The sequence below is a fragment of the Marinobacter sp. BW6 genome (assembly GCF_008107725.1).
Classification (GTDB): Bacteria; Pseudomonadota; Gammaproteobacteria; order Pseudomonadales; family Oleiphilaceae; genus Marinobacter.
Genome location: NZ_VIRN01000061.1, coordinates 554,241 through 573,240, shown reverse-complemented (window position 1 = coordinate 573,240; position 19,000 = coordinate 554,241). Strand labels below are relative to the sequence as shown.

General features: G+C 49.2%; 17 protein-coding genes. 8 read left to right on the top strand and 9 right to left on the bottom strand.

Going from position 1 to position 19,000, the window contains the following annotated elements; all coding sequences use genetic code 11:
* Nucleotides 1-209: 209 nt before the first annotated feature.
* Genes FMN52_RS08360 through FMN52_RS08345 form a run of 4 tightly spaced genes read right to left on the bottom strand, consistent with a single transcriptional unit; the run spans nt 210 to nt 7,389 of the window.
* Nucleotides 210-3,272 carry an HsdR family type I site-specific deoxyribonuclease gene (locus tag FMN52_RS08360; RefSeq protein ID WP_148608193.1) on the bottom strand — a complete coding sequence of 1,021 codons (3,063 nt, stop codon included), beginning with the start codon at nt 3,270-3,272 and terminating at the stop codon, nt 210-212.
* A gap of 1 nt (nt 3,273) precedes the next feature.
* The gene (locus FMN52_RS08355; RefSeq protein WP_148608192.1) at nt 3,274-4,416 is read right to left on the bottom strand and encodes a restriction endonuclease subunit S; all 1,143 of its coding nucleotides are present in this window, start codon (nt 4,414-4,416) and stop codon (nt 3,274-3,276) included.
* Entirely contained in the window at nt 4,409-5,893 is a 1,485-nt protein-coding gene (locus FMN52_RS08350; RefSeq protein WP_148608191.1) for a class I SAM-dependent DNA methyltransferase, read from the bottom strand. The genes FMN52_RS08355 and FMN52_RS08350 overlap by 8 nt, the downstream gene beginning before the upstream one ends.
* Nucleotides 5,890-7,389 (bottom strand): class I SAM-dependent DNA methyltransferase, encoded by a 1,500-nt coding sequence (locus FMN52_RS08345; protein WP_148608270.1) that lies wholly within the window; start codon nt 7,387-7,389, stop codon nt 5,890-5,892. The genes FMN52_RS08350 and FMN52_RS08345 overlap by 4 nt, the downstream gene beginning before the upstream one ends.
* 427 nt (nt 7,390-7,816) lie before the next feature.
* Between FMN52_RS08345 and FMN52_RS08340 the strand changes: the two genes are divergently transcribed.
* The 5 genes from FMN52_RS08340 to FMN52_RS08320 all read left to right on the top strand — a co-directional run bounded on the left by FMN52_RS08340 (nt 7,817) and on the right by FMN52_RS08320 (nt 13,876).
* Nucleotides 7,817-8,998, top strand: coding sequence for a hypothetical protein (locus FMN52_RS08340; protein ID WP_148608190.1), 1,182 nt, complete (start codon nt 7,817-7,819; stop codon nt 8,996-8,998).
* An 848-nt stretch (nt 8,999-9,846) separates the two neighbouring features.
* Nucleotides 9,847-10,422 (top strand): recombinase family protein, encoded by a 576-nt coding sequence (locus FMN52_RS08335; protein ID WP_148608189.1) that lies wholly within the window; start codon nt 9,847-9,849, stop codon nt 10,420-10,422.
* Nucleotides 10,422-10,898 (top strand): VPA1267 family protein, encoded by a 477-nt coding sequence (locus FMN52_RS08330; RefSeq protein WP_275898172.1) that lies wholly within the window; start codon nt 10,422-10,424, stop codon nt 10,896-10,898. The genes FMN52_RS08335 and FMN52_RS08330 overlap by 1 nt, the downstream gene beginning before the upstream one ends.
* Nucleotides 10,886-13,075 carry an AAA family ATPase gene (locus tag FMN52_RS08325; RefSeq protein WP_148608187.1) on the top strand — a complete coding sequence of 730 codons (2,190 nt, stop codon included), beginning with the start codon at nt 10,886-10,888 and terminating at the stop codon, nt 13,073-13,075. The genes FMN52_RS08330 and FMN52_RS08325 overlap by 13 nt, the downstream gene beginning before the upstream one ends.
* Nucleotides 13,076-13,495: 420 nt before the next feature.
* Nucleotides 13,496-13,876 carry a hypothetical protein gene (locus tag FMN52_RS08320; RefSeq protein ID WP_148608186.1) on the top strand — a complete coding sequence of 127 codons (381 nt, stop codon included), beginning with the start codon at nt 13,496-13,498 and terminating at the stop codon, nt 13,874-13,876.
* Here the strand turns inward: FMN52_RS08320 and merA are convergent.
* From merA to merT, 4 genes are read right to left on the bottom strand one after another with little or no spacing between them, the layout of a single operon-like run.
* Nucleotides 13,836-15,242, bottom strand: a complete 1,407-nt coding sequence (gene merA, locus FMN52_RS08315; protein ID WP_148608185.1) for a mercury(II) reductase — start codon at nt 15,240-15,242, stop codon at nt 13,836-13,838. The genes FMN52_RS08320 and merA overlap by 41 nt on opposite strands.
* On the bottom strand, nt 15,232-15,492 hold the full coding sequence (merF, locus tag FMN52_RS08310; RefSeq protein ID WP_148608184.1) for a mercury resistance system transport protein MerF: 261 nt from the start codon (nt 15,490-15,492) through the stop codon (nt 15,232-15,234). Before merF ends, merA begins: the two co-directional genes overlap by 11 nt.
* Nucleotides 15,489-15,791: a mercury resistance system periplasmic binding protein MerP gene (gene merP, locus FMN52_RS08305; RefSeq protein WP_148608183.1), complete on the bottom strand. Its 303-nt coding sequence runs from the start codon at nt 15,789-15,791 to the stop codon at nt 15,489-15,491. The genes merF and merP overlap by 4 nt, the downstream gene beginning before the upstream one ends.
* 15 nt (nt 15,792-15,806) lie before the next feature.
* Complete coding sequence (merT, locus tag FMN52_RS08300; RefSeq protein ID WP_148608182.1) at nt 15,807-16,163, bottom strand: mercuric ion transporter MerT; 357 nt, start codon at nt 16,161-16,163, stop codon at nt 15,807-15,809.
* A 73-nt stretch (nt 16,164-16,236) separates the two neighbouring features.
* On the opposite strand from merT, the gene merR reads away from it, so the two are divergent.
* Nucleotides 16,237-16,671, top strand: coding sequence for an Hg(II)-responsive transcriptional regulator (merR, locus tag FMN52_RS08295; RefSeq protein ID WP_062785079.1), 435 nt, complete (start codon nt 16,237-16,239; stop codon nt 16,669-16,671).
* Between the two features lie 383 nt (nt 16,672-17,054).
* Here merR and FMN52_RS08290 read toward each other — a convergent pair whose 3' ends face one another.
* A complete protein-coding gene (locus FMN52_RS08290; protein ID WP_008169412.1) occupies nt 17,055-17,519 on the bottom strand; it encodes a hypothetical protein in 465 nt (154 codons plus the stop codon).
* Between the two features lie 171 nt (nt 17,520-17,690).
* Here FMN52_RS08290 and FMN52_RS08285 point away from each other — a divergent pair, with 171 nt between their 5' ends.
* Both FMN52_RS08285 and FMN52_RS08280 read left to right on the top strand, forming a co-directional pair.
* Nucleotides 17,691-18,587, top strand: a complete 897-nt coding sequence (locus tag FMN52_RS08285) for a cation transporter (RefSeq protein ID WP_148608181.1) — start codon at nt 17,691-17,693, stop codon at nt 18,585-18,587.
* Between the two features lie 62 nt (nt 18,588-18,649).
* On the top strand, nt 18,650-19,000 hold the full coding sequence (locus FMN52_RS08280) for a DUF3703 domain-containing protein (RefSeq protein WP_148608180.1): 351 nt from the start codon (nt 18,650-18,652) through the stop codon (nt 18,998-19,000).

Genomic DNA, 19,000 nt, shown 5'->3' with positions numbered 1-19,000 from the left:
ATTAAAGGCTGCAATAATGAACGGGTGGAAGTAGAGCGAATCTATAAGGGGAAGGAATAAGCCGGATGTGGATGCAGCCAGTGTTTCTATTAGGAAGTCAGGTTATAGACCAATGAAGCCGTTCGAGCCCAGCGTTAACTGGACTTCGAAGACAATAATAGGTCATTTTTTTCTTTCGAAGTTCGCCTTGCAATAGACCTACCACGAGGTCAGTAGTGGCCCTTGATGTATTCATAGGCTTTGTTAAAAAGCTCCTTGTCCTTCCCCAGCCCGAACTGCACCAATGTTAACAGCAGAGCCTTCTGAATCTCTCTAGGACCGCTAGCGGACTCCTGCCAGCCATCGAATCTCGTTGCTTTCACAATTTTGTCTATCTGCTCGACAACATCCTGGATCACCTTTGGTGTTCTGTCGGGCCTGGTCTCCATAAATAACTTGGTAAGTGCTTGAACGTTATCTTCTTCTGTAACGGGGCGCTCACCGGTTTGCCTTTCCAACTGAACAGTTTCTTTAGCGGTATCCAGTAGGCCTTTAAGCCAGTCGATGGCTTTAATAACCCCCGCCTCATACTGCTGCCTCAGCTTTTCCAGACGTTCACCAAGCGCAACGAACTCCGGACTTCCACTCCCACGAAGGCGTCCCATCAAATCGATTTCGAGCCGACGAGCACGTTTTTCTTGCTCTTTTTCAGTGAGAGTAAAGATTGCGTGCTCATCCATTACCAGTTCATCGATATCGTCTCTAATACGGTTAATATCGGTGTGCTCGTGGATCATTTTTATCGTTTCCGGCCCGAGTGCAGCCCAGACTAGTGAACCGGTTTGCCCAATCGGACGGACGCTTTCATAGATTTGGGCAAGCCACTTATAGTCATTTCGATAGGGAGTGAGGAATGGGTCTGGATTGATTGCTGACCAGAGTTTACTGAGAACACCAAATGCGGCAGCAAATTCATCTCGTTTTGAATTTGTCGGTAGGCATTCTTGCGCTGCAATAATGCCTTCGAAGCCCTCCAAAGACCTATCGACACCCGGAAAAAACGCCAGGCACTTTTGAATCTGTGTAGGGAGCATCTCTTTGAACCGTTCGATGCCTTCGACAACACCGTCAATTTCATCTGGATTGTATGCAAGGGCAGTGCGAAGGTTTTCGAAGACCCCAAGGTAATCGATGATCAATCCCATTTCCTTACGTGCGCCGTTTGCCTCATAGAGCCGGTTGGTGCGACACATTGCTTGTAACAACGTGTGATCACGAAGTGGCTTGTCCAAGTACATGCAGTAGCAGATGGGAGCGTCAAAACCGGTAAGAAGCTTTGCAGTGACAATCAGAAGCTGGAGTGGGTGCGCTGGATCTTTATAAGACTCAATCAAGTCCTTTTGGAGTTGATCGTTACCGTCAATCTCTTGCCAGCGCTCGAAGTCCTCTTGAGCAATTGGCAGCCCTAGTTCTTTTTTCCATTTGCGCCAGTCTTTGTTCTCCTTTCCCTGTTTTCCACCACTTTGCACTTTGAGTTGGGCTTGATCGACGTTCATGACCACTTCGACTGCATTAAAACCAAGCTTCTGCCCCAGCAAGTAGTACATCTGCACACAGGCATCACGATCATAAACAACCACCATACCTTTCAACTTTTTCGGCTTCACGTGGCTGGTAAAGTGGCTAACGATATCGTCACTTATAGCCTCCATACGCTTAGGGGCTTTCAACATGACCGCGAGTTTTCCAGCCCGCGTAGACAGAGCAGTTTTCTCGTCTGCATCCAAAGCGTGCTCCTGAGCCAAGCGCTCGAATTCCTTATCAATGGCAGCTCGGTCAACACGTAGCTCAGCCAAGCGTGGCTCGAATTTAACCGGTACGGTGGCTCTGTCTCGAATGGACTGCTTGTAGCTGTACCGATTCATATATCGGCCAGGATCCTCGTCTGCGCCAAAAAGCTTGAATGTATTTCGTTCGATGCTGGAGATAGGAGTGCCTGTCAGGCCGTAGAAGTGTGCGTTCGGCAGGGCCCAGCGCATCTTGTCACCTAGGGAGCCCTCCTGGGTGCGATGCGCTTCGTCCACCAGCACAATGATGTTGTCCCGATCATTCAGGCCTTTCGGGTTGCTTTCATCGATCTCGACATCCTGGAATTTGAAGATGGTGGTAATCAGAATGCCCCGGCTATCCTGCTCAATGTGCTGGCCTAGGTTCTTGCAGCTGTGGACTTTGATGAGATTCTTGACGGCTGCACCGCCAAAGGTCTCGCTGATCTGACTATCAAGGTCCCGCCGGTCCACCACGACAAGAATGGTGGGGTTTTTTAGGTTATTGTCAGCTCGTAGCATGCGGGCCGCATAAAGCATCAGTAGGGACTTACCAGAGCCTTGGAAGTGCCAGATCAAACCTTTTTTGGGGTAACCGCTTTTGACGCGTTCGACGATTTGCTTGGCAGCTTCAAATTGAGGATAACGAGGAAGCAGCTTGATGCGCCTGGGTGGCGTTTTTTTGCCGGTCTTGATGGTTGAGAAGAGAGCGAAGGATTCGAGGATCTGAAGTAGCGTTTGAGGGTTCAGTAATCCTTCAACACTCCCAAGAACTGAAGCCATGCCGGTGAGCTGCTCTTCTTCCTGTTCGGTGGTATGCCAGGGCCCCCAGTCTTTGGGGCCAGCGTTTATCGCACCATACGCGAAGGTCCGACCCTCTGAAGCGAAGCACAGCAGGTTGGGGACGAAGAAGGGTTCAGCATTTTTCCAGTAATGCTTGCTGCCACCGATAAAGTCCGCTGCGCCATCCTGCCAGGTGACGCTTGGGCGAGTAGCAGTTTTGACTTCACCCACCACCAACGGAATGCCATTGATATAGAGCACAATATCGAAAAAAACTTCCGTGGCGGCGATAAAGTGCACCTGCTGGGCCACGACAAAGTGGTTGTTATCGATGTTATCGAAATCAATCAAATTGATGGTGATGTGGTCGCCATTTTCGCCGAAGGGCAAGGTCTTCTCGGCCATCAACCATTCCTGGCAATTTTCGTTGGCCTTTACCAAGCCGGTGTGGCGAGCTTCTAGTACGACGCCGCGTAGCTTGTAAATCACCTCATCGGCATAATCCGGCCGCTTGGCGATATCTGGGTTCAACGAACAAAGCGCGTCTCTCAGCCACTCATCCACGAAGATATCCTGCCCTTGTTTCGGCAGGTTCTCACCGTGGCAGTAACTCCATTTAGCGCCGCTAAGTCCTTTTAAGCGGTCTATAATTCCATTTTCAGTGACAGTTTGCTCGTTAAACATGCTATAGCCTTCTAGTAATTTCCTTAACGATATCGTTCGAATAAGCTTTACTTGATTGCGCCTGACTCCTTATGTTATTCAAAGCGTTTAAACTTTTAACTAATTCTATTTGATCCGAAAAGTGCAATACGGGAATTTCTACTTCTGATAGGTGCTTTAGTCCTAAGGTAGGTACACCACTATTGCTGTTCATTCTGTTTTCAATGTTTCTGATTGTTTTTGTTGAGCGTAGCGTCCACAGCAAATATTCCGGAAGCACGATTTTTGGATCTGGCTTTATCAATGCTATTGTGTGAGAAAAACACTTTTTTCCTTTTCCGTAAAATCTTGAAAAACCAATCCGTCCTTTTCGCGCAAAAACAATGTCGTATTCGGAGTATTGGCATCTATTTTCTTGTTCTTCATAAATACCTTCGTCAACATTTTTGCAGTCTTCTAAAGAAAATCCGTCTATACCATCAAAATTTTCTGTCGAGAGTAAAGGAACTCCATTTTTTACAGATTCTGGATAGCGGTGACTTGGGTTTGGATCGATAATTCTACTTATATCTCCAAGCTTTCGGTATTTTCCCGGTGTCCCCTTGAATAATTTTTCGATGATTAAAACTTGCATCAGTAATTCTGACTGATGAATCAAATCTTCTTTGAGAGCTATATTAGCTACCGTATGGTTGAGGATGGTCGATGCGGACTTTAGTTTTTCTTGGTCGTTAGATATTTTGAGTGAAAATTCTGCGAGAGACTTAAATTTTGTTCTCGGAGAAAGTGACCCCGAAGAAGTTTTGATGGCCCATTGCCAAAATTCCTCCGACTGAACAATGAAAGGAAGAACTTCTGGTACAGAAAGTTTTTGGCTAGGTTCTATGACAATAATATCTCCAGAACAGACACCGTCAAAATCAGCAATAGCGGCTTTTTTAAGATAAGGGCGTCGCTTGCCAAATAGAATATTACCTTTCCTGAAAACGCGAGTGAAACTCGGTTTATCTTCTGAAATAATTCCCCAACGTTTTAGCTTAAGTGACCCTGAGTCCATATGCTCAAGCCCAACATAACGCTCGTAACCATCAGTGATAGGATCCTTGGTGGTCAGTTTAACCTCGCGGCAAATATCACCAAACTTTACTTCTTCTTTGTCACACATTTTTTTCTACCACGTAACCTAATTTTGCGAGGCTCTCATATAGTTCGTTGCTTTGTTTCTTTAGTTGAAGGCGACTAACTTTCCACGACTCGATAGCGTGTTCTATGTCATGCACTTCACTATCGCTGGTTGTCTGCACATAAAGTGGAATTGATAGGTTGTGACGATGTTCTTGGATGGTGCTTATATCTACCAAAGCGGCAATTCTGCTTTGGCTTTCCGGATCGAAATAGGCCTCACACAAGATCGTCAAGTCCTCATCGGATAGCCGACTATGAGCGCGTTCGCGGGTAACGTGCTGAACACCATTAATAAATAAGACTTTGTTTTTTCGTTCAGCAGGCTTATTACAATTGAGCACTACTACGCAGGACTCCATAGGTGAGTTATAGAACAGGTTTGGCCCCAAGCCGATTACTGCTTCGATAATGTCCGATTCAATCACCTGTTTGCGTATGGCTTGCTCTGAATCCCGGAACAGTACGCCATGTGGCCAGAGCATCGCAGCTCGCCCGGTATCAGGTTTCAGGCTTTTGATAATATGGGTGAAGAATGCGTAGTCGGCGCAGCCCTGTGGAGGCGCTCCATAGAGGTTGCGGCCATACGGATCTGCCCCAAACTTGTCACGATTCCACTTTTTGATGGAGTAGGGCGGGTTCGCAAAAATCACATCAAACTGCTTTAGCTGATCGTTCTGTACAAACTTGGGATCGCCGAGCGTGTCACCGCGCAACACGTCAAATTCCTCAATGTCATGGAGGAACATGTTCATGCGGGCGATGGCGGAGGTGAGCAGGTTTACTTCCTGGCCGTAAAGTTTCACTGATCGCCATTCTTCGCCCTGGGCTCGAAGGTCCATAACTGCGTTTAACAGCATGCCTCCAGTACCACAGGTCGGGTCGTAAGCGGTCTCACCTGGCTTCAAGCCCATAATCCTCGTCATCAGGTGGACTACGGTTCGGTTCGTGTAGAATTCGGCAGCAGTGTGGCCTGAATCGTCTGCAAATTTCTTGATCAGATATTCATAGGCCTCACCTAGGTCGTCCTGATTGACAGATTTGATTCCCAGAGGAATTCTGCTGAAGTGCTGGATCAGATCCGCGAGAAGGTGGTCAGGCAGGCGCTCCTTGTTTGTCCATTGGGCATCACCGAATACACCATGGAGTCTCTCGTTTTTTGCTTCAATCAGCCTAAGAGCGCTCTGGATCGCTTCACCAATGTTCTTACTGGTGTTGCGTACCTTTTCCCATCGTGCCTCTTCCGGAATATCGAATCGGTGGAACATGGGCATTGTGGCGTAGTGGGCATCACCATCGCTCAGTTCCAGTGCTTCTGTGTACTCATCCAAGTAGACGTCGGATAGGCGCTTATAGAAAAGCAGAGGGAAAATATACTGCTTGTAGTCCGACGCATCGATTTGGCCCCGTAGAAACTCCGCAGCACCCCAGAGAAGGTCTTCCAATTGTCGTTTGTTCATAGTTCAAAGCCCTCCTGTACTAGCAGTTCCTCAAGCTCGTGCTCTGCTTTTTCCAGGGCAGTCAGTTTTTCCTGAAAATCCTTCAAAGCTTCCTCGACAGAGATTGATTCTTCATCAAGAGGCTTCTGAACATATCGTGCAATGTTCAGATTGAACTCGTTCTCTGCAATTTCAGGCAGAGGAACCCAGCGGGCTTTACCTACAACTGGTTCCCCAGCGGGGCCAGAGGCCTCTTGATCGCTGTAGATCTCAAAAATTTGGTCGGCTTGAGCGTTTGATAAGATGTTCTGTGCTCGGCCCTTGGTGAAAATTTCTTCCGCGTTAATGACCAGCACATGGTCTTGATGGTCGGCTGGGCGTTGTTTGCGCAGAACAAGAATGCAGGCAGGTATCCCTGTACCGTAAAACAAGTTGGGTGCAACGCCGATGATGGCCTCGATCCTGTTCTCTTGCAGAAGCTGCGTTCTTATCTCTCCTTCCGCACCGCCTCGGAACAAAACTCCATGGGGGAGAACAACGGCCATGCGACCTTGGTCGTTGAGGGAAGCGAACATGTGCTGAACCCAAGCAAAATCACCATTGGTTTTTGGAGCCAGTCCGTATCGATTTCGGTCGTAAGGGTCGCTCGACCAAAGATTTTGCCCCCACTCTTTGAGACTGAAAGGTGGGTTGGCTATTACGCAATCGAATGTTTCGAGGCGGTCATTGATCAAGAATTTGGGGTGTCGGAGTGTATCGCCACGCACGATCTCGAAATCTTCCTGTCCGTGAAGGAACAGGTTCATCCTCGCGATGGCCTCGGTGGTCAGGTTTTTCTCCTGTCCTTTGATCCTAAGCAATCTCGGATCTCCGCCATTCTCACGGACGTGGTGAATGGTTTCGAGCAGCATCCCCCCTGTACCGCAAGCTGGGTCGTAAACACTCTCTCCAGCCTTGGGATCCAGGATGTTTACCATCATCCGAACAATGGTTCGTGGCGTGTAGAATTCACCAGCCTTTTTGTTCGCTTTATCCGCAAAGCGCTTAATCAGATATTCGTACGCACGCCCCATGTCGTCATCGCGGACGCTTCGGACACCAAGATTAACCTGGTTAAAGTGGTTCAGTAGAGTGGCCAGCAATTCATCCGGCAGACGATCCTTGTTGGTCCAGCTCGCGTCCCCGAAGATGCCGTGGAGCTTGTCGTTTGCCAGCTCGATCCCGCGAAAGGCGTCTTTCAGCGCTTGACCGATGTCTTTGGTCTGCTCAAATACATGCCGCCAATGGCATTCAGAGGGAATCTGAATACGGTGGAACATGCTCTGGGCGGCCAGGTCTGCGTCTCCAACCTTCTCCATCGCGTCGGCGAACTCTTCGTCGTAGACGTCGCAGATTCGCTTAAAGAATAGAATCGGGAAGATGTAGGTCTTGTAGTCTGAGGCATCAATTGGGCCGGTTATGATATGTGCGGCGTGCCAGAGGTGGGCTTCGAGATCTTTTAGGCTGATCAATGTCATGCTAGGAAAATAGTCCATTACCACTCTGAATGGGAACGAGAGGGTAGTACTCTCACTCTGTTTCTTGCTTTTGACCACGATGTTACCAGACCTTCAAAGCACGCGGGGGACTCTGGACAGTTTCACTGTTCCGTTTAGTTTGCACCGCTTCTGAGATCTTGATGCCTCCTCTTATGCTGAACCCTCCGCACTTCACGGTAGCCGATCGAAATTCCTAGGGTCTCTGCCTAGATTCTCAACTATCATGACCGAGTTGCCCCCTATCAGAGTAATGGGGGCTCTGAGTGCGGCAGGCAGAATAGAGATAAGAATTCCAACGGCGCAACTGCGAAGCGTGGGCCAGTTCCATCCTCGCAAGACTTGAAATCTAGTGCCGCAGGATAATGGCTATTGCGATCTCAAAGTTGATCGATTGTGGGAAATCAAAATGGATATTTATGACTCAGAGGCTCACGCAGACTTCGCTCCGGATGACTTACCATTTCATTCACCAGAATATATTTACAGATGGCTGAAAACTAATCCCTTCGATCCAAGTGAGAATTATCCTTGGAGCAAGGAGAGAACCTTTGAAAAAGAACTCCTAGCGCTCAATAGCTCGTTAGTAAACTTCGGGCTTGCTAAATTTGGAGCTTCGAGTAATACCATGAAGCGCTTGTATTCACTTGAAGACAGCAGTATTAGATATGCCGCACTCTCTGGTGTGGGTGTGTCTAGAGATAAAATAGCCAGGAACTGGGTGGATGATCTTCTTGATGATGTTGCTAATAATCTTGAGGATGAAGGTCTAGAGGCGATAGGAATTTTAATTGCAAACCCGAATATCCCAGACGACATTATAATTAATTTTCTGCGGCGCACAGATTTCTTTTCACTAGTTGGCGAAGATGATTGGATGAGCATGCTCTCTTGTTTTTCAGGAAATCAGAGACTGCAAAAGTCCTATGAAAAGCCGATATTTGATGATGATTCTGTGTTAGACGAAATTCACTATTACAAGCCTATATATGAGTCGTGGCGGCTCTACGAAAGGCTTGAGGTTTCTCAGTATACTGCACTTGCACTGCGGGATATAGCAGAGCCTTTGCGAGCAGTTTGGAAGCCATGCCTCCAAGATCAAAAGATGCTGGCAAGTTTCAATTCAGAATATCTACCTCCAATAAAAATAGAGGAGCAGATGTCTAAATGGCGGGACCCTGATTTATTTGATCCTGAGCTTGGAGTCGATAGTGAAGATGTTATCTTTGAGCAGGTAAGATCTCACCTCATAAAATTATACCCACCTGTAAGGTCAGAGTTTGAAAGATTAAAGCTTAGTATGGATAGAGCGATCCGTCGTGGAGTCTATCGATACCATCCGGAGCCAGACAAAGACCTTTTACTTTATGCAGCCTCGGTAGATGGTGAAGTCGGATTAGAAGAGATGCTGTGGAATAAATTGGTTTTCAGGGATCCAGTATTGCGCGGAGAGCTGAAAAAGATCTGTTGGAGCCAGCCGATGACTATAATTGAGAATGAGTCAGGCAAGGTTGGTCGTAGATATATCGCGCGCAAATTTGAAAAAATGAGAGTTGTTTACGAAAAGTGCTACCCAAGATGGTTTGGTTGACATAAATTTTTAATATTATTTCTGGATTTTGAGATTAAGTATTTTAGCTAAAGTCTACTCAGTTTAATCTAAGTTGACTGTTTTTCTAGTTGCATGAATTTATGCCTTCGCGGCCCCGCCCAATCCGCTGGATTTTTTGGCCCTTTTTCAGTCGTTCTTTGGTATTGCCTGAATGGATATTATGATGGAATAATTGCGCCTTGGTCGGATTTTAATGACTGGCATTATTGGCCATTTAGCGCAGAGAATGGGAATTTGGAGGACGGTTATGGGTGAGGTTATTTGCTGGAAGCCGATATTAGATTCTTATTACATTCGTAAAGAGACAAATAAAAGGATATCAGAAGTTTACGGTCTAAACTGGCAATCAAAGCTGTATATTAGATTTCCAGCATATACCTTTCCTGGTTGCTCATGTGAAGCGTGTGGCGGGTGGATGATCTCCAAATTTATGGATCGTAGATCCAATCTGAGTTCCCAGATGCCGAGATTTGACCTTTTTCAAGGCGATTTCCCGTTACCTGACTCTTTGGCTAATAAATATCGAGATTTCAGAGATGAATATGATTTCGGTGCTATTACAACCAGGGAAGGTTACCTAGTCACTTTACCAACGTGTGGACGCTGTGATCATGTCCCTCTCGTGTCTTGCCACTGCGATACATGTAAAGCAATAAGATGGACAACAGAAACGACATCTTCATCTGTTCATTAAACTATACTTTTTGAACACTTTGTTTAAACGTCCGTATGTCAATAAAAGTGTTGTCCAAAAACCATATAATGATAATTCTTGACATGGCGTTCAGAAAGCATATAATGATTTATGAACGTTTTGGCGAGGTTTTATGTCAGGAAAACAAGTTGGTTACATTAGGGTTTCAACAGCTTCTCAGAAGACTGATCGTCAGCTTGATGGCGTCAAGCTAGATAAGGTATTTGAAGAGAGATTATCGGCACGGAACGCAGGATCGAGAGAAGTTCTCAAACTTTGCCTCGAATACCTTAGAGAACACGACACTCTCCATGTCCACAGCATTGATCGCCTTGCCCGCAACATGTCTGACCTGCTTTCAATCGTTGATGATCTGGTAAAGCGCGATGTGACTGTTCGATTCCACTCCGAGGGGTTGACCTTTGCATCCCAGAAAGATGATCCCATGGCATCGCTCATGCTGCATATGCTTGGAGCTTTTGCCGAATTTGAACGAAGTCTGATTGGCCAGCGGCGAAAGGAAGGTCTGGAGGCAGCTAGAAAGCGAGGCAAGCAGATCGGGCGTAGGAAATCATTGTCGCATGAGGATCTCTCAGAGATCGCTTTGAAGCTCTCTAATGGGGCCTCTAAGAGCGATTTAGCAAAAGAGTATGGCGTGTCCCGCACAACGCTGTACACAGCACTAAATAACCGTTTGGAGGCTGAGTAGTGCCGAGTCCGCAGGAACAGGGTCGGATCTATCTCGAAAATTTTCATCGATGGGCGAAGTCAATGTCTGATGATGATTTTCGTCAGATCGTCTATGCGCCTAAAGGCATCCTAAATAGGCAGAAAGTCAAGGAGTTGGCTGGCTTGTCCGATCAAGCCATCAAGAAAAATGAAAAAGTAAAAGCTGTTCTAAAAGCTCTCGAAGACCAACTCAGGGAGCGCGGCGTGCTGCCGCCACTGACCGAGGTGGGAAAGCAATCTTTAGCAACACCAAAGCGTTATGATGCCTCATCCAAGAAGCATGCGTTGGATCATGGCCGGCTCGGGAAGCTCGAAGCAGAGAATCAGGATCTCAAAGTGCAGTTTGAAAAATTGCAGCAGGAAAATGCGCGACTAAAGGCGCGGCTCGCGGCTCACCAAGAAACGGTTGACGCGGTAAACGATGGTTTAAGTGTGTTTTTAAAATGCCCGAGCTAACTCGTGCATCCGAGCTTGTGCGCGTCACACAAGTGCCGTTCCGTCGCGCTACAGCAACAATTATCCGTGGCGTTCCGGTTCGAGAAGATCAGACCACTGCATCGGCAACCTACAACGTGTCTATCGTTGCGAATTCAGAATGTTTGCCTGTTGACCCGACTCCAGGGCAGATCTGGCGCGTAGAAGGTCACAAAAGAACCTACCTGCGTGATCAAGGTCATATCAAAACGCAGGAGCACCAGTATCGGGAGCCGGAAACCCTTGAGTTTCTCCTGCCTGATACCGGCGAAACATTTGTGCAGTTCATCGCCGACGACAAGGCTTTCAAGGGCATAGGAGACGGTAAAGCACGCCAAATTTGGGCGAGATTCGGTGAGGACATACACCGGATGTTAACCGCCGGGGCTCCCGAGGATTATGAAGCCCTCTCTGAATTGCTCTCCGAACAATCCATGAGGGCTTTGCTCACCGGCTATGAAAAATATGTAAACTTACGGCACACAGTGTGGATGTCAAAGGCCAGAATACCTCACTCTATCCAAAGGCGAATTCTGAGACACCATGGGCTTGGAACCGTTGACGCCATTAAGGCTGACCCCTATCAACTGCTGCACTTTGGGCTCGACTTTAGAAAGGTAGACGGTATCCTGAATCATCGTTTCGGCCATGCTTGGGAGAAAAAACGGTATCCTCAGGAACGGACACGAGCTGCGATGGTGCAGGCCCTCAAGGATAAAATGAAGGACGGTAGTACGTGGGTTAAAGTCAGCCAGCTAAAAACAAAGGCTTCCGACTATCTCTTGTCGCCCGCGCTTTGTAATGAGGGTATTGAGTGGCTGAAAAACTCGCCTGATGTTGCGCTTTATCACCCGGACGGACGTTTTCACGCAACGGCGACAGCCATACAAGAATTGGCTGTCGCTAAGCGCCTAAAACATTTGATTGACGCCAGGCAGCCCCTCACCGAGAACGAAGAACTGCTGGTAAATGACGTCATCGGGGATCTGCCGTACGAGCTGACCAGCCAGCAGGCGCTTGCAATCTATACCAGTCTTACCGAGGGCATCAGCGCCATCACCGGAGGTGCAGGCACCGGCAAGACAACTGTAATAGCAGCCTTCTTGAAAGCCGCCGATCGTCTGGGATACAGCATTAACGCGGTAGCCTTGCCTGGTCGAGCAGCAATGCGCCTGCATGAGTCAGTGGGCTATGTGACGATGACGGTTGCACGATTCCTCCGCGAAGACCCTGTAATCCATGAAAAAGCATTGTTGGTCATTGATGAAGCCTCCATGATCGATCTTCCGACGATGTACCGCCTCATCAATCACATAAACCCCAATTGTAAGCTGGTTTTGACCGGCGACCCCAGTCAGTCACCGCCTCTTGGGGTTGGCAAGATACTGCGCGACCTAACACGTTCAAAACATGTGCCCAATACAATGCTGGACATTGTAAAGCGCCCAAAAGTGACCACTGGTATTCCCGAGTATTCCCACGCGATCAATCTGGGTGAAGTGCCGGAGCTACTCAGCACGGGAAGCATCCATTTCCACGAGTTATCAGATCCCGATATAGCATTGGAAAAAGCCGTTCAACTCTACGTACAGCAACCTGCTGGGTCTGGTGTAATAGCGCCGACCAAATTGCTAGTTGATAAGATTAACCGTGAAATACAAGATCAGGTAAATGGGCAGTCTCCACTGCTTAACCGCAATCTGGACGGAAAAGATTTTCGCCCTCAATTGAGGCTGCATGACCAAGTATTGTTTACGCAAAATCATCCCAGCGTTGGAGTGCAGAATACGAGTTTCGGAAAGCTTACTAGCGTTGACCAGGCGGGCGATGTTGTTGGTTCAGTCAAGCTAGATACCGGCGACGTGGTCGAACTCGAAGGTGCCTTGATTGACGATCTTAGCCTCGGATACGGGATAATGCTCCAAGAAGCTCAGGGAAGCCCGTTTGATCGAATAATCATTTTACTCAAAGACTCCCCCATGTTGGATAGAAGCTGGATCTACACGGCAATCACGAGGGCTGTGTCTGAAGTGCATATTATCGGTGACCCCGAGGTTCTAGCGCGACACGTAAATGCGCAGCCGAAGGCATTTCGTCGGAAAACGATGCTGACCAATCTCATTGATCATCTCGTGACTAAAGGAGAAAGTGTCCAGTAACCCCTCTTGAGCGTCGCTTTGCCACTGTCCGGATAGTATCCAGTTATTGTTTGGGGTACTTATCATGAACAAATTCTTTAACGCCTTCCGATGGAAGCGTGGACCTTAAAAAGGGCTCACGAATATTCGCTTTTGTTTGGTTATTGCCTGGAATGCGGGATGGTCGCAAAGCGAACGTTCAGTCGGAGCGCAAAACCATAATCAATTGTTAGAGATTTGCCAACTATTGCTCATTCTCTAACCGGTCCCAAGCATTTAATCAAACTGCTGGCCTGCCCAGAATCGTTGAACCATTAGACCGGTCTGGTTCTAAACAAGTTGAAAATGAGTTCAAGCAGGTGAAGTATCAACAAAATCTGATGCATTCATCGTTTCATATGGTGTCGAATCAACTTGGACTGAAGGGATGCCACCCAATCCATGTTACTAAGACTGTGTGTTTTCACCCTGGTGATTATCGGGGCTGCTTGCAGTGTCCAATCGCAACCCGTGAACGCTCAAGAGAGCGAAGGCCTGACGGTTAATTTAACCAGCGAGGCCATTGAAACTGCGGTTATCTCTGAGGGGGCTATTTGGCTGAAACTTACACCAAGTGGAAGTAGCCAACTGGCTGCCACAGCAAAGGACAACCTGGGCAGTCAGGTAATGATCCACGTGCTCGGCCATGAGGCTCTTTCAATGATGGTCGTGCAAGATATGGCATCGGAACGATTGGTCATTAGGAACCCATCACCAGAGCTTAAAGCCGTGCTCACATCATTTATCCGGCACAGCAGGACAACTGTTTTACATCCTTGGTGAACGTTTGCGCACAGAGCTTGAGTCCTTCAACCATGGTCAAATAAGGGAACAAGTCATCGCCGATTTCCTGAACGGTCAAACCTGCTCGTAACGCCATCACTGCCGTTTGGATAATTTCACCGCCTTCCGCTGCGACAATCTGCACCCCAAGCAAACGGCCTGAGTTGCGCTCTGCCACCATTTTAATAAATCCTTGGGTGTCAAAGTTTACTAGCGCACGCGGCACGTTTTCCAAGTCGAGGAGCCTGGTGTCCACGCTATAACCCCGAGCAACTGCTTCGGCTTCAGTGAGGCCAACGGTGGCGACTTGAGGATCGGTGAACATGACCCCGGGCATGGCACTGAGGTCGAGTTTGGCCTCGCCTCCCGTCATGTTGACGGCGGCCCGGCTGCCCCCGGCAGCGGCGACATAGACAAACTGCGGTTGATTGGTGCAGTCTCCGGCAGCGTATATTCCGGGGACCGTGGTTTGCAGATGCTCATCCACCTGAATTGCGTCGCGTGAGGTTTCCACGCCAATGCTCGCCAGGTTCAGGGCCTCGGTATTGGGAGTTCGACCGGTCGCCACCAGCAGCTGATCGGCTCGCAAGTTGCCGGCAGGCGTCTCGACGATGAACTCGTTGTCGCTATAGTCCATGTTGCTGGGTGTGGTCTGGCGAAGCACCTCAATCCCTTCCCGTTTAAAAGCCGCCTCTATGGCTTCCCCAATTGCAGGGTCCTCACTGGACAACAAACGGCTCCGGGCTAAAACAGTAACCTTGCTACCGAGTCTGGCGAATGCCTGAGCCAATTCCAGGGCAACGAAACCGGCACCAATCACGATCAGCCGTTTGGGAACCGTATCCAGCGCCAAAGCACTGGTTGATGTCAGGTAAGGAGTGTTTGCCAGCCCCGTAATTGCCGGCTCTGCCGGTCTGGCTCCGGTTCCAATAAAGGCGCGATCAAAATGAACCGTTTTTTCACCACCCTCAGCCAACGTGACTACCAGGCTATCTGTGCCGAGAAAGCGGGCCTCACCGTTCAGGACTGTGATGTCCTTGTGTTCTCGAAGTATCTTTTCGTACTTGGTGTCACGCAGCTCTTCCACTCGTGCCTGCTGTTGCTGAAGCAGTTTCGCTCGGTCTACCTCAGGAGCCGCAGCACTGATGCCCGCGTCAAACGGGCTTTCTTTTCGCAGGTGCGCGATATGTGCTGCACGAATCACTATCTTCGAGGGCACGCAGCCAACATTTACGCAGGTGCCGCCGACAGTCCCACGTTCAATCAGGGTGACGCGGGCACCGCGCTCTGTTGCCTTCAGGGCAGCCGCCATGGCGGCACCACCACTGCCGATTACCGCAATATGCAGTTTGGTGTCATTTTTCACTCGGGAAACTCCTTTGAGCTTTGGAATTGCTCTCGTGGCTGGCCTCATAGTGTTTTTTCCGCCAGAACGCATAGACCGTGAGGCCAATGAATACCGCCAGTGCCGGAAGAAGCACATAGTCGAGATAGCCCGTCAGGGCGGCCAGTCCCACGGTGGACATCAAAATGACCAGAATCGGTGTGAAGCAGCATAGTGCAACCAGAATAGTCCCTACTATGCCAACCCTAAGCAGGTTCTTCGGATTCTTCATTGCCCCTCCGGGGTCGCCTCGAAGGCCGTGGGAGTGGAGGGGTAACCAGCGTCGCTCGTGGCCTTGGTGAGCGCCTCTATGGAAGTGAGCGCATCGTCAAAGGTGACGACGGCTTCTCGATCAGGGTAGCTCACGGAAACTTGCGATACCCCTTCCACCTTACTTAAAGCCAGCTTGACGGTGATCGGACACGCAGAACAGGTCATGTCAGGCACCGAGAGAGTCACTTTTTGAGACGCAGCCCAGGTGGACATGCTGAGCAAAGTGAGGAACATGGCAAGTACAAGCTGTTTACGCATGAGGAAAATCTCCGTTTAGTAGAATAGGGGCAAAATGTAAGGGAACACTAAAGCGACCAGTACCAGAGCCGTAACTACCCAAAAGATCACCTTATAGGTCTTTCGGACTTGAGGGATCGCACACGTTTCACCGGGTGAGCATTGCTCTACAGGGCGATAGATTCGTCGCCAGGCGAGGTACATGGCGACGATGGCCGCGCCAATGAACAGCGGTCGATAGGGCTCCAAAGATGTCAGATTGCCGATCCAGGCACCGGAAACGCCCAGAGTGATAAGTACCAATGGCCCGAGACAGCAAGCCGAGGCGAGAATTCCAGCAATCCCCCCGACAGCGAGAGAAGCACCTCCGGATTTAGATTTGAATTTCGACATGACGTTTACACCTGTTGCCCATGGACTTGATGAGATAAGGTTACTTCCGTAGTCAACTACGGAGTCAAGCAGCATGTCGGTTAAAGCCAATTCAATGACTATTGGCGGCTTGGCCAGGGCGGCCAACGTAAATGTAGAGACGATCCGCTATTACCAGCGGCGTGGTCTGTTATCGGAACCCAAGCGGCCTCCGGGTGGCATTCGACGCTACGGTTTCGCCGATATTGATCGGTTGACCTTTGTGAAAACGGCGCAGCACCTGGGTTTCAGTCTCGACGAGATAAGCGATCTTCTGCGGCTGGAAGATGGCACCCACTGTGAGGAAGCCAGTGCGCTCGCCGAGCACAAGCTGAAGGATGTGCGTGAAAAGATCGAAAGGCTGGTCAAAATTGAGATGGCTCTGAGCGATATGGTCAGTCAATGCCACGCACAGCCGGACAGCATCGCGTGCCCGCTCATTGCTTCGTTACATGAGGGAGGTATTGGGACAAGAGGCCAAAAGGGTTAGCTTCTGAACCAATCAACCTCTTGGGTTCTACCCGGTTTCCAAGGACGGCTTTAAAACGTCCGTGGACTTACCCCGGTGCAGTAATTGAAAACCAGAAAGACCTTTTCAGCGCGCGGCTCAAGATGGGATCACCGGACGTATACCGCTTTTTGGTCAATTCGATCGTTTCTGAATGTCCGCTTTTGTTTAGCTGAGGCCCGTGAGTCGCCTTGGTCGCAAAGCGAACATTCGAAGTAGCGCCCAGAGCACCAACTTTCAGCCGTAAAAGGTCACGGATCGTAGAGACTAAAAGCCAGCTACTGGGCCGTTTTCACAAACGTCAGCCTATCAAACTCGCCAGACACTAAGCGTCTGTTAAACAGAAGTATTTGAAGGCTTCTCGATCACTCTACCTTCAGATTTTGCTGGTATTGCAGCATTTGCTCCATCATCAGCTGCATTTGATCCATGCGCTCCTGCATCATCTGAATTTGTTGTTCGGTAGTCGGACCATCACCATTTTTTGGTTGGCTGCCATTCATCATATGCTGGCCCCCCATCATGCCCCGTTGGCCCCGCATCATGCCGGGGCCCATCATACCGTGATGCATAAAACCCATTTGCTCTTGCATCGCCTCTCTGTGTTCTCGCATCAATTGTTGCCGTTCTTGCGGTGAAGCTTCATCAGGAATGCGTTGCATCAGCTGGTTCATGTGGGACCAGTTCTGGTGCATCTGCTGCATTTGCTCCTGATCCATCATCATGCCAGGACCATGCCCTTGCCATGAGCCTTGATCACCATGCGCTAGCACGAATGCAGGAAAAACCAACAACGCAGCGGTTGCTGTAAGTCTTTTAAATGAAATCATAAAGTTTACCCCCGAAAAAAATTAGATGCCCACACCATCGCACTTATCATTGTAGATCTTTATCCAGACAAACGCCGATTTTGACGACTACTAGAGTAGATTAGTCATTGACCCTGTAGTAGCTACAGGGTTTTAAATGACATCATTTGCACGATAACCGGAGCCGAGAAAATGAGCAAACCCTGCAATGGGCAGTGTGGCAGTGAAGACTCTGTCGTAGATGACAAGTTTCAGGGACGCGCCACCGCCGAAACAGGTAGCCAGCTAAGCACCTACAGAATACCAAAAATGGATTGTCCCTCGGAAGAGCGAATGATTCGAATGGCACTGACTGGCGTTGAAAACATTCAGTCGCTGTCATTCGATTTATCGGGTCGTACGTTGGAAATTATCCACCATGGAGAAACCGGTCCTATTACCAGCAAACTGGAAAACCTGGGCCTGGGCGCTTCCTTGCAGAGGACAGAAGACGCCAGCGCTGAATCCGTCAGAGCGGCTGAATCGTCTATAGCCAACGAAAGCGAAGAATCCGGCACTTTATGGATACTGCTGGCAATCAACGCTCTGATGTTTCTGGTCGAGATGACGATGGGCCTGATCGCCCAGTCCGCTGGCTTGATCGCAGACTCGCTAGACATGCTTGCTGATGCTGCGGTTTACGGGCTCGCGCTTTACGCTGTTGGGCATGGCATCAAAATGCAGGTCAGGGCTGCGCATGTTGCTGGTGTTCTTCAGCTTATTCTTGCCGCCGGTGTACTGATTGAAGTTGGCAGGCGTTTTCTGTTTGGCAGTGATCCCCAATCGTTAATGATGATGACTGTCGCCTCTGTTGCTCTCGTTGCCAACATCAGTTGCCTTCTCCTGATCGCCAAACATCGTGAAGGCGGTGCTCACATGAAAGCCAGCTGGATATTTTCAGCCAACGACGTGGTCATCAACCTGGGGGTAATACTTGCGGGGCTGCTCGTTGCCTGGACCGGGTCCAACTACCCAGATCTGATTATTGGGGGAATTGTTGGTGCCATCGTATTGATAGGTGCCAAACGCATACTGGCACTGAAAGGCTGAACCTTTCGGGGTCAGGTGTTCGATTATTGGCCCGTCGTTGCCTTCATGGGGAGTAAACATCCATGCACAGTGAATTGAAGGCGTCCTATCTTACGGAGCTTGAAGCGGCACGCGTTGCGGAATGGGCGGGCGATTTCCAGACAGCCTTCGCTCACCTTGAGCGAGCCCATATCCTCAGCCAGAAATTTGCTCTGGCGCACGCTGCAACCCATCTGCGAATGCTCAGACTAGGGTGGCGGACAAGAGACGTTCGTGAAGTGCTGGGGCAGTCAATTCGAACCATTGCCGCCCTGGTCTTTTCCCGAATTTGGGTTCCGGTCGGAAATACCGGTCGCGCAAATGTCAGCGCGTTTGCACCCATGCCGGTGCCCGAAGGCTTGGCCGAGGTGCTGGGAAAAACACGCGATCAGTAG

Excerpts from the sequence above, each read along its gene's own strand:
- FMN52_RS08360 (WP_148608193.1), bottom strand. The coding sequence starts at position 3,272 with ATGTTTAACGAGCAAACTGTCACTGAAAATGGAATTATAGACCGCTTA.
- FMN52_RS08355 (WP_148608192.1), bottom strand. The coding sequence starts at position 4,416 with ATGTGTGACAAAGAAGAAGTAAAGTTTGGTGATATTTGCCGCGAGGTT.
- FMN52_RS08350 (WP_148608191.1), bottom strand. The coding sequence starts at position 5,893 with ATGAACAAACGACAATTGGAAGACCTTCTCTGGGGTGCTGCGGAGTTT.
- FMN52_RS08345 (WP_148608270.1), bottom strand. The coding sequence starts at position 7,389 with ATGACATTGATCAGCCTAAAAGATCTCGAAGCCCACCTCTGGCACGCC.
- FMN52_RS08340 (WP_148608190.1), top strand. The coding sequence starts at position 7,817 with ATGGATATTTATGACTCAGAGGCTCACGCAGACTTCGCTCCGGATGAC.
- FMN52_RS08335 (WP_148608189.1), top strand. The coding sequence starts at position 9,847 with ATGTCAGGAAAACAAGTTGGTTACATTAGGGTTTCAACAGCTTCTCAG.
- FMN52_RS08325 (WP_148608187.1), top strand. The coding sequence starts at position 10,886 with ATGCCCGAGCTAACTCGTGCATCCGAGCTTGTGCGCGTCACACAAGTG.
- FMN52_RS08320 (WP_148608186.1), top strand. The coding sequence starts at position 13,496 with ATGTTACTAAGACTGTGTGTTTTCACCCTGGTGATTATCGGGGCTGCT.
- merF (WP_148608184.1), bottom strand. The coding sequence starts at position 15,492 with ATGAAGAATCCGAAGAACCTGCTTAGGGTTGGCATAGTAGGGACTATT.
- merP (WP_148608183.1), bottom strand. The coding sequence starts at position 15,791 with ATGCGTAAACAGCTTGTACTTGCCATGTTCCTCACTTTGCTCAGCATG.
- merT (WP_148608182.1), bottom strand. The coding sequence starts at position 16,163 with ATGTCGAAATTCAAATCTAAATCCGGAGGTGCTTCTCTCGCTGTCGGG.
- merR (WP_062785079.1), top strand. The coding sequence starts at position 16,237 with ATGTCGGTTAAAGCCAATTCAATGACTATTGGCGGCTTGGCCAGGGCG.
- FMN52_RS08290 (WP_008169412.1), bottom strand. The coding sequence starts at position 17,519 with ATGATTTCATTTAAAAGACTTACAGCAACCGCTGCGTTGTTGGTTTTT.
- FMN52_RS08285 (WP_148608181.1), top strand. The coding sequence starts at position 17,691 with ATGAGCAAACCCTGCAATGGGCAGTGTGGCAGTGAAGACTCTGTCGTA.
- FMN52_RS08280 (WP_148608180.1), top strand. The coding sequence starts at position 18,650 with ATGCACAGTGAATTGAAGGCGTCCTATCTTACGGAGCTTGAAGCGGCA.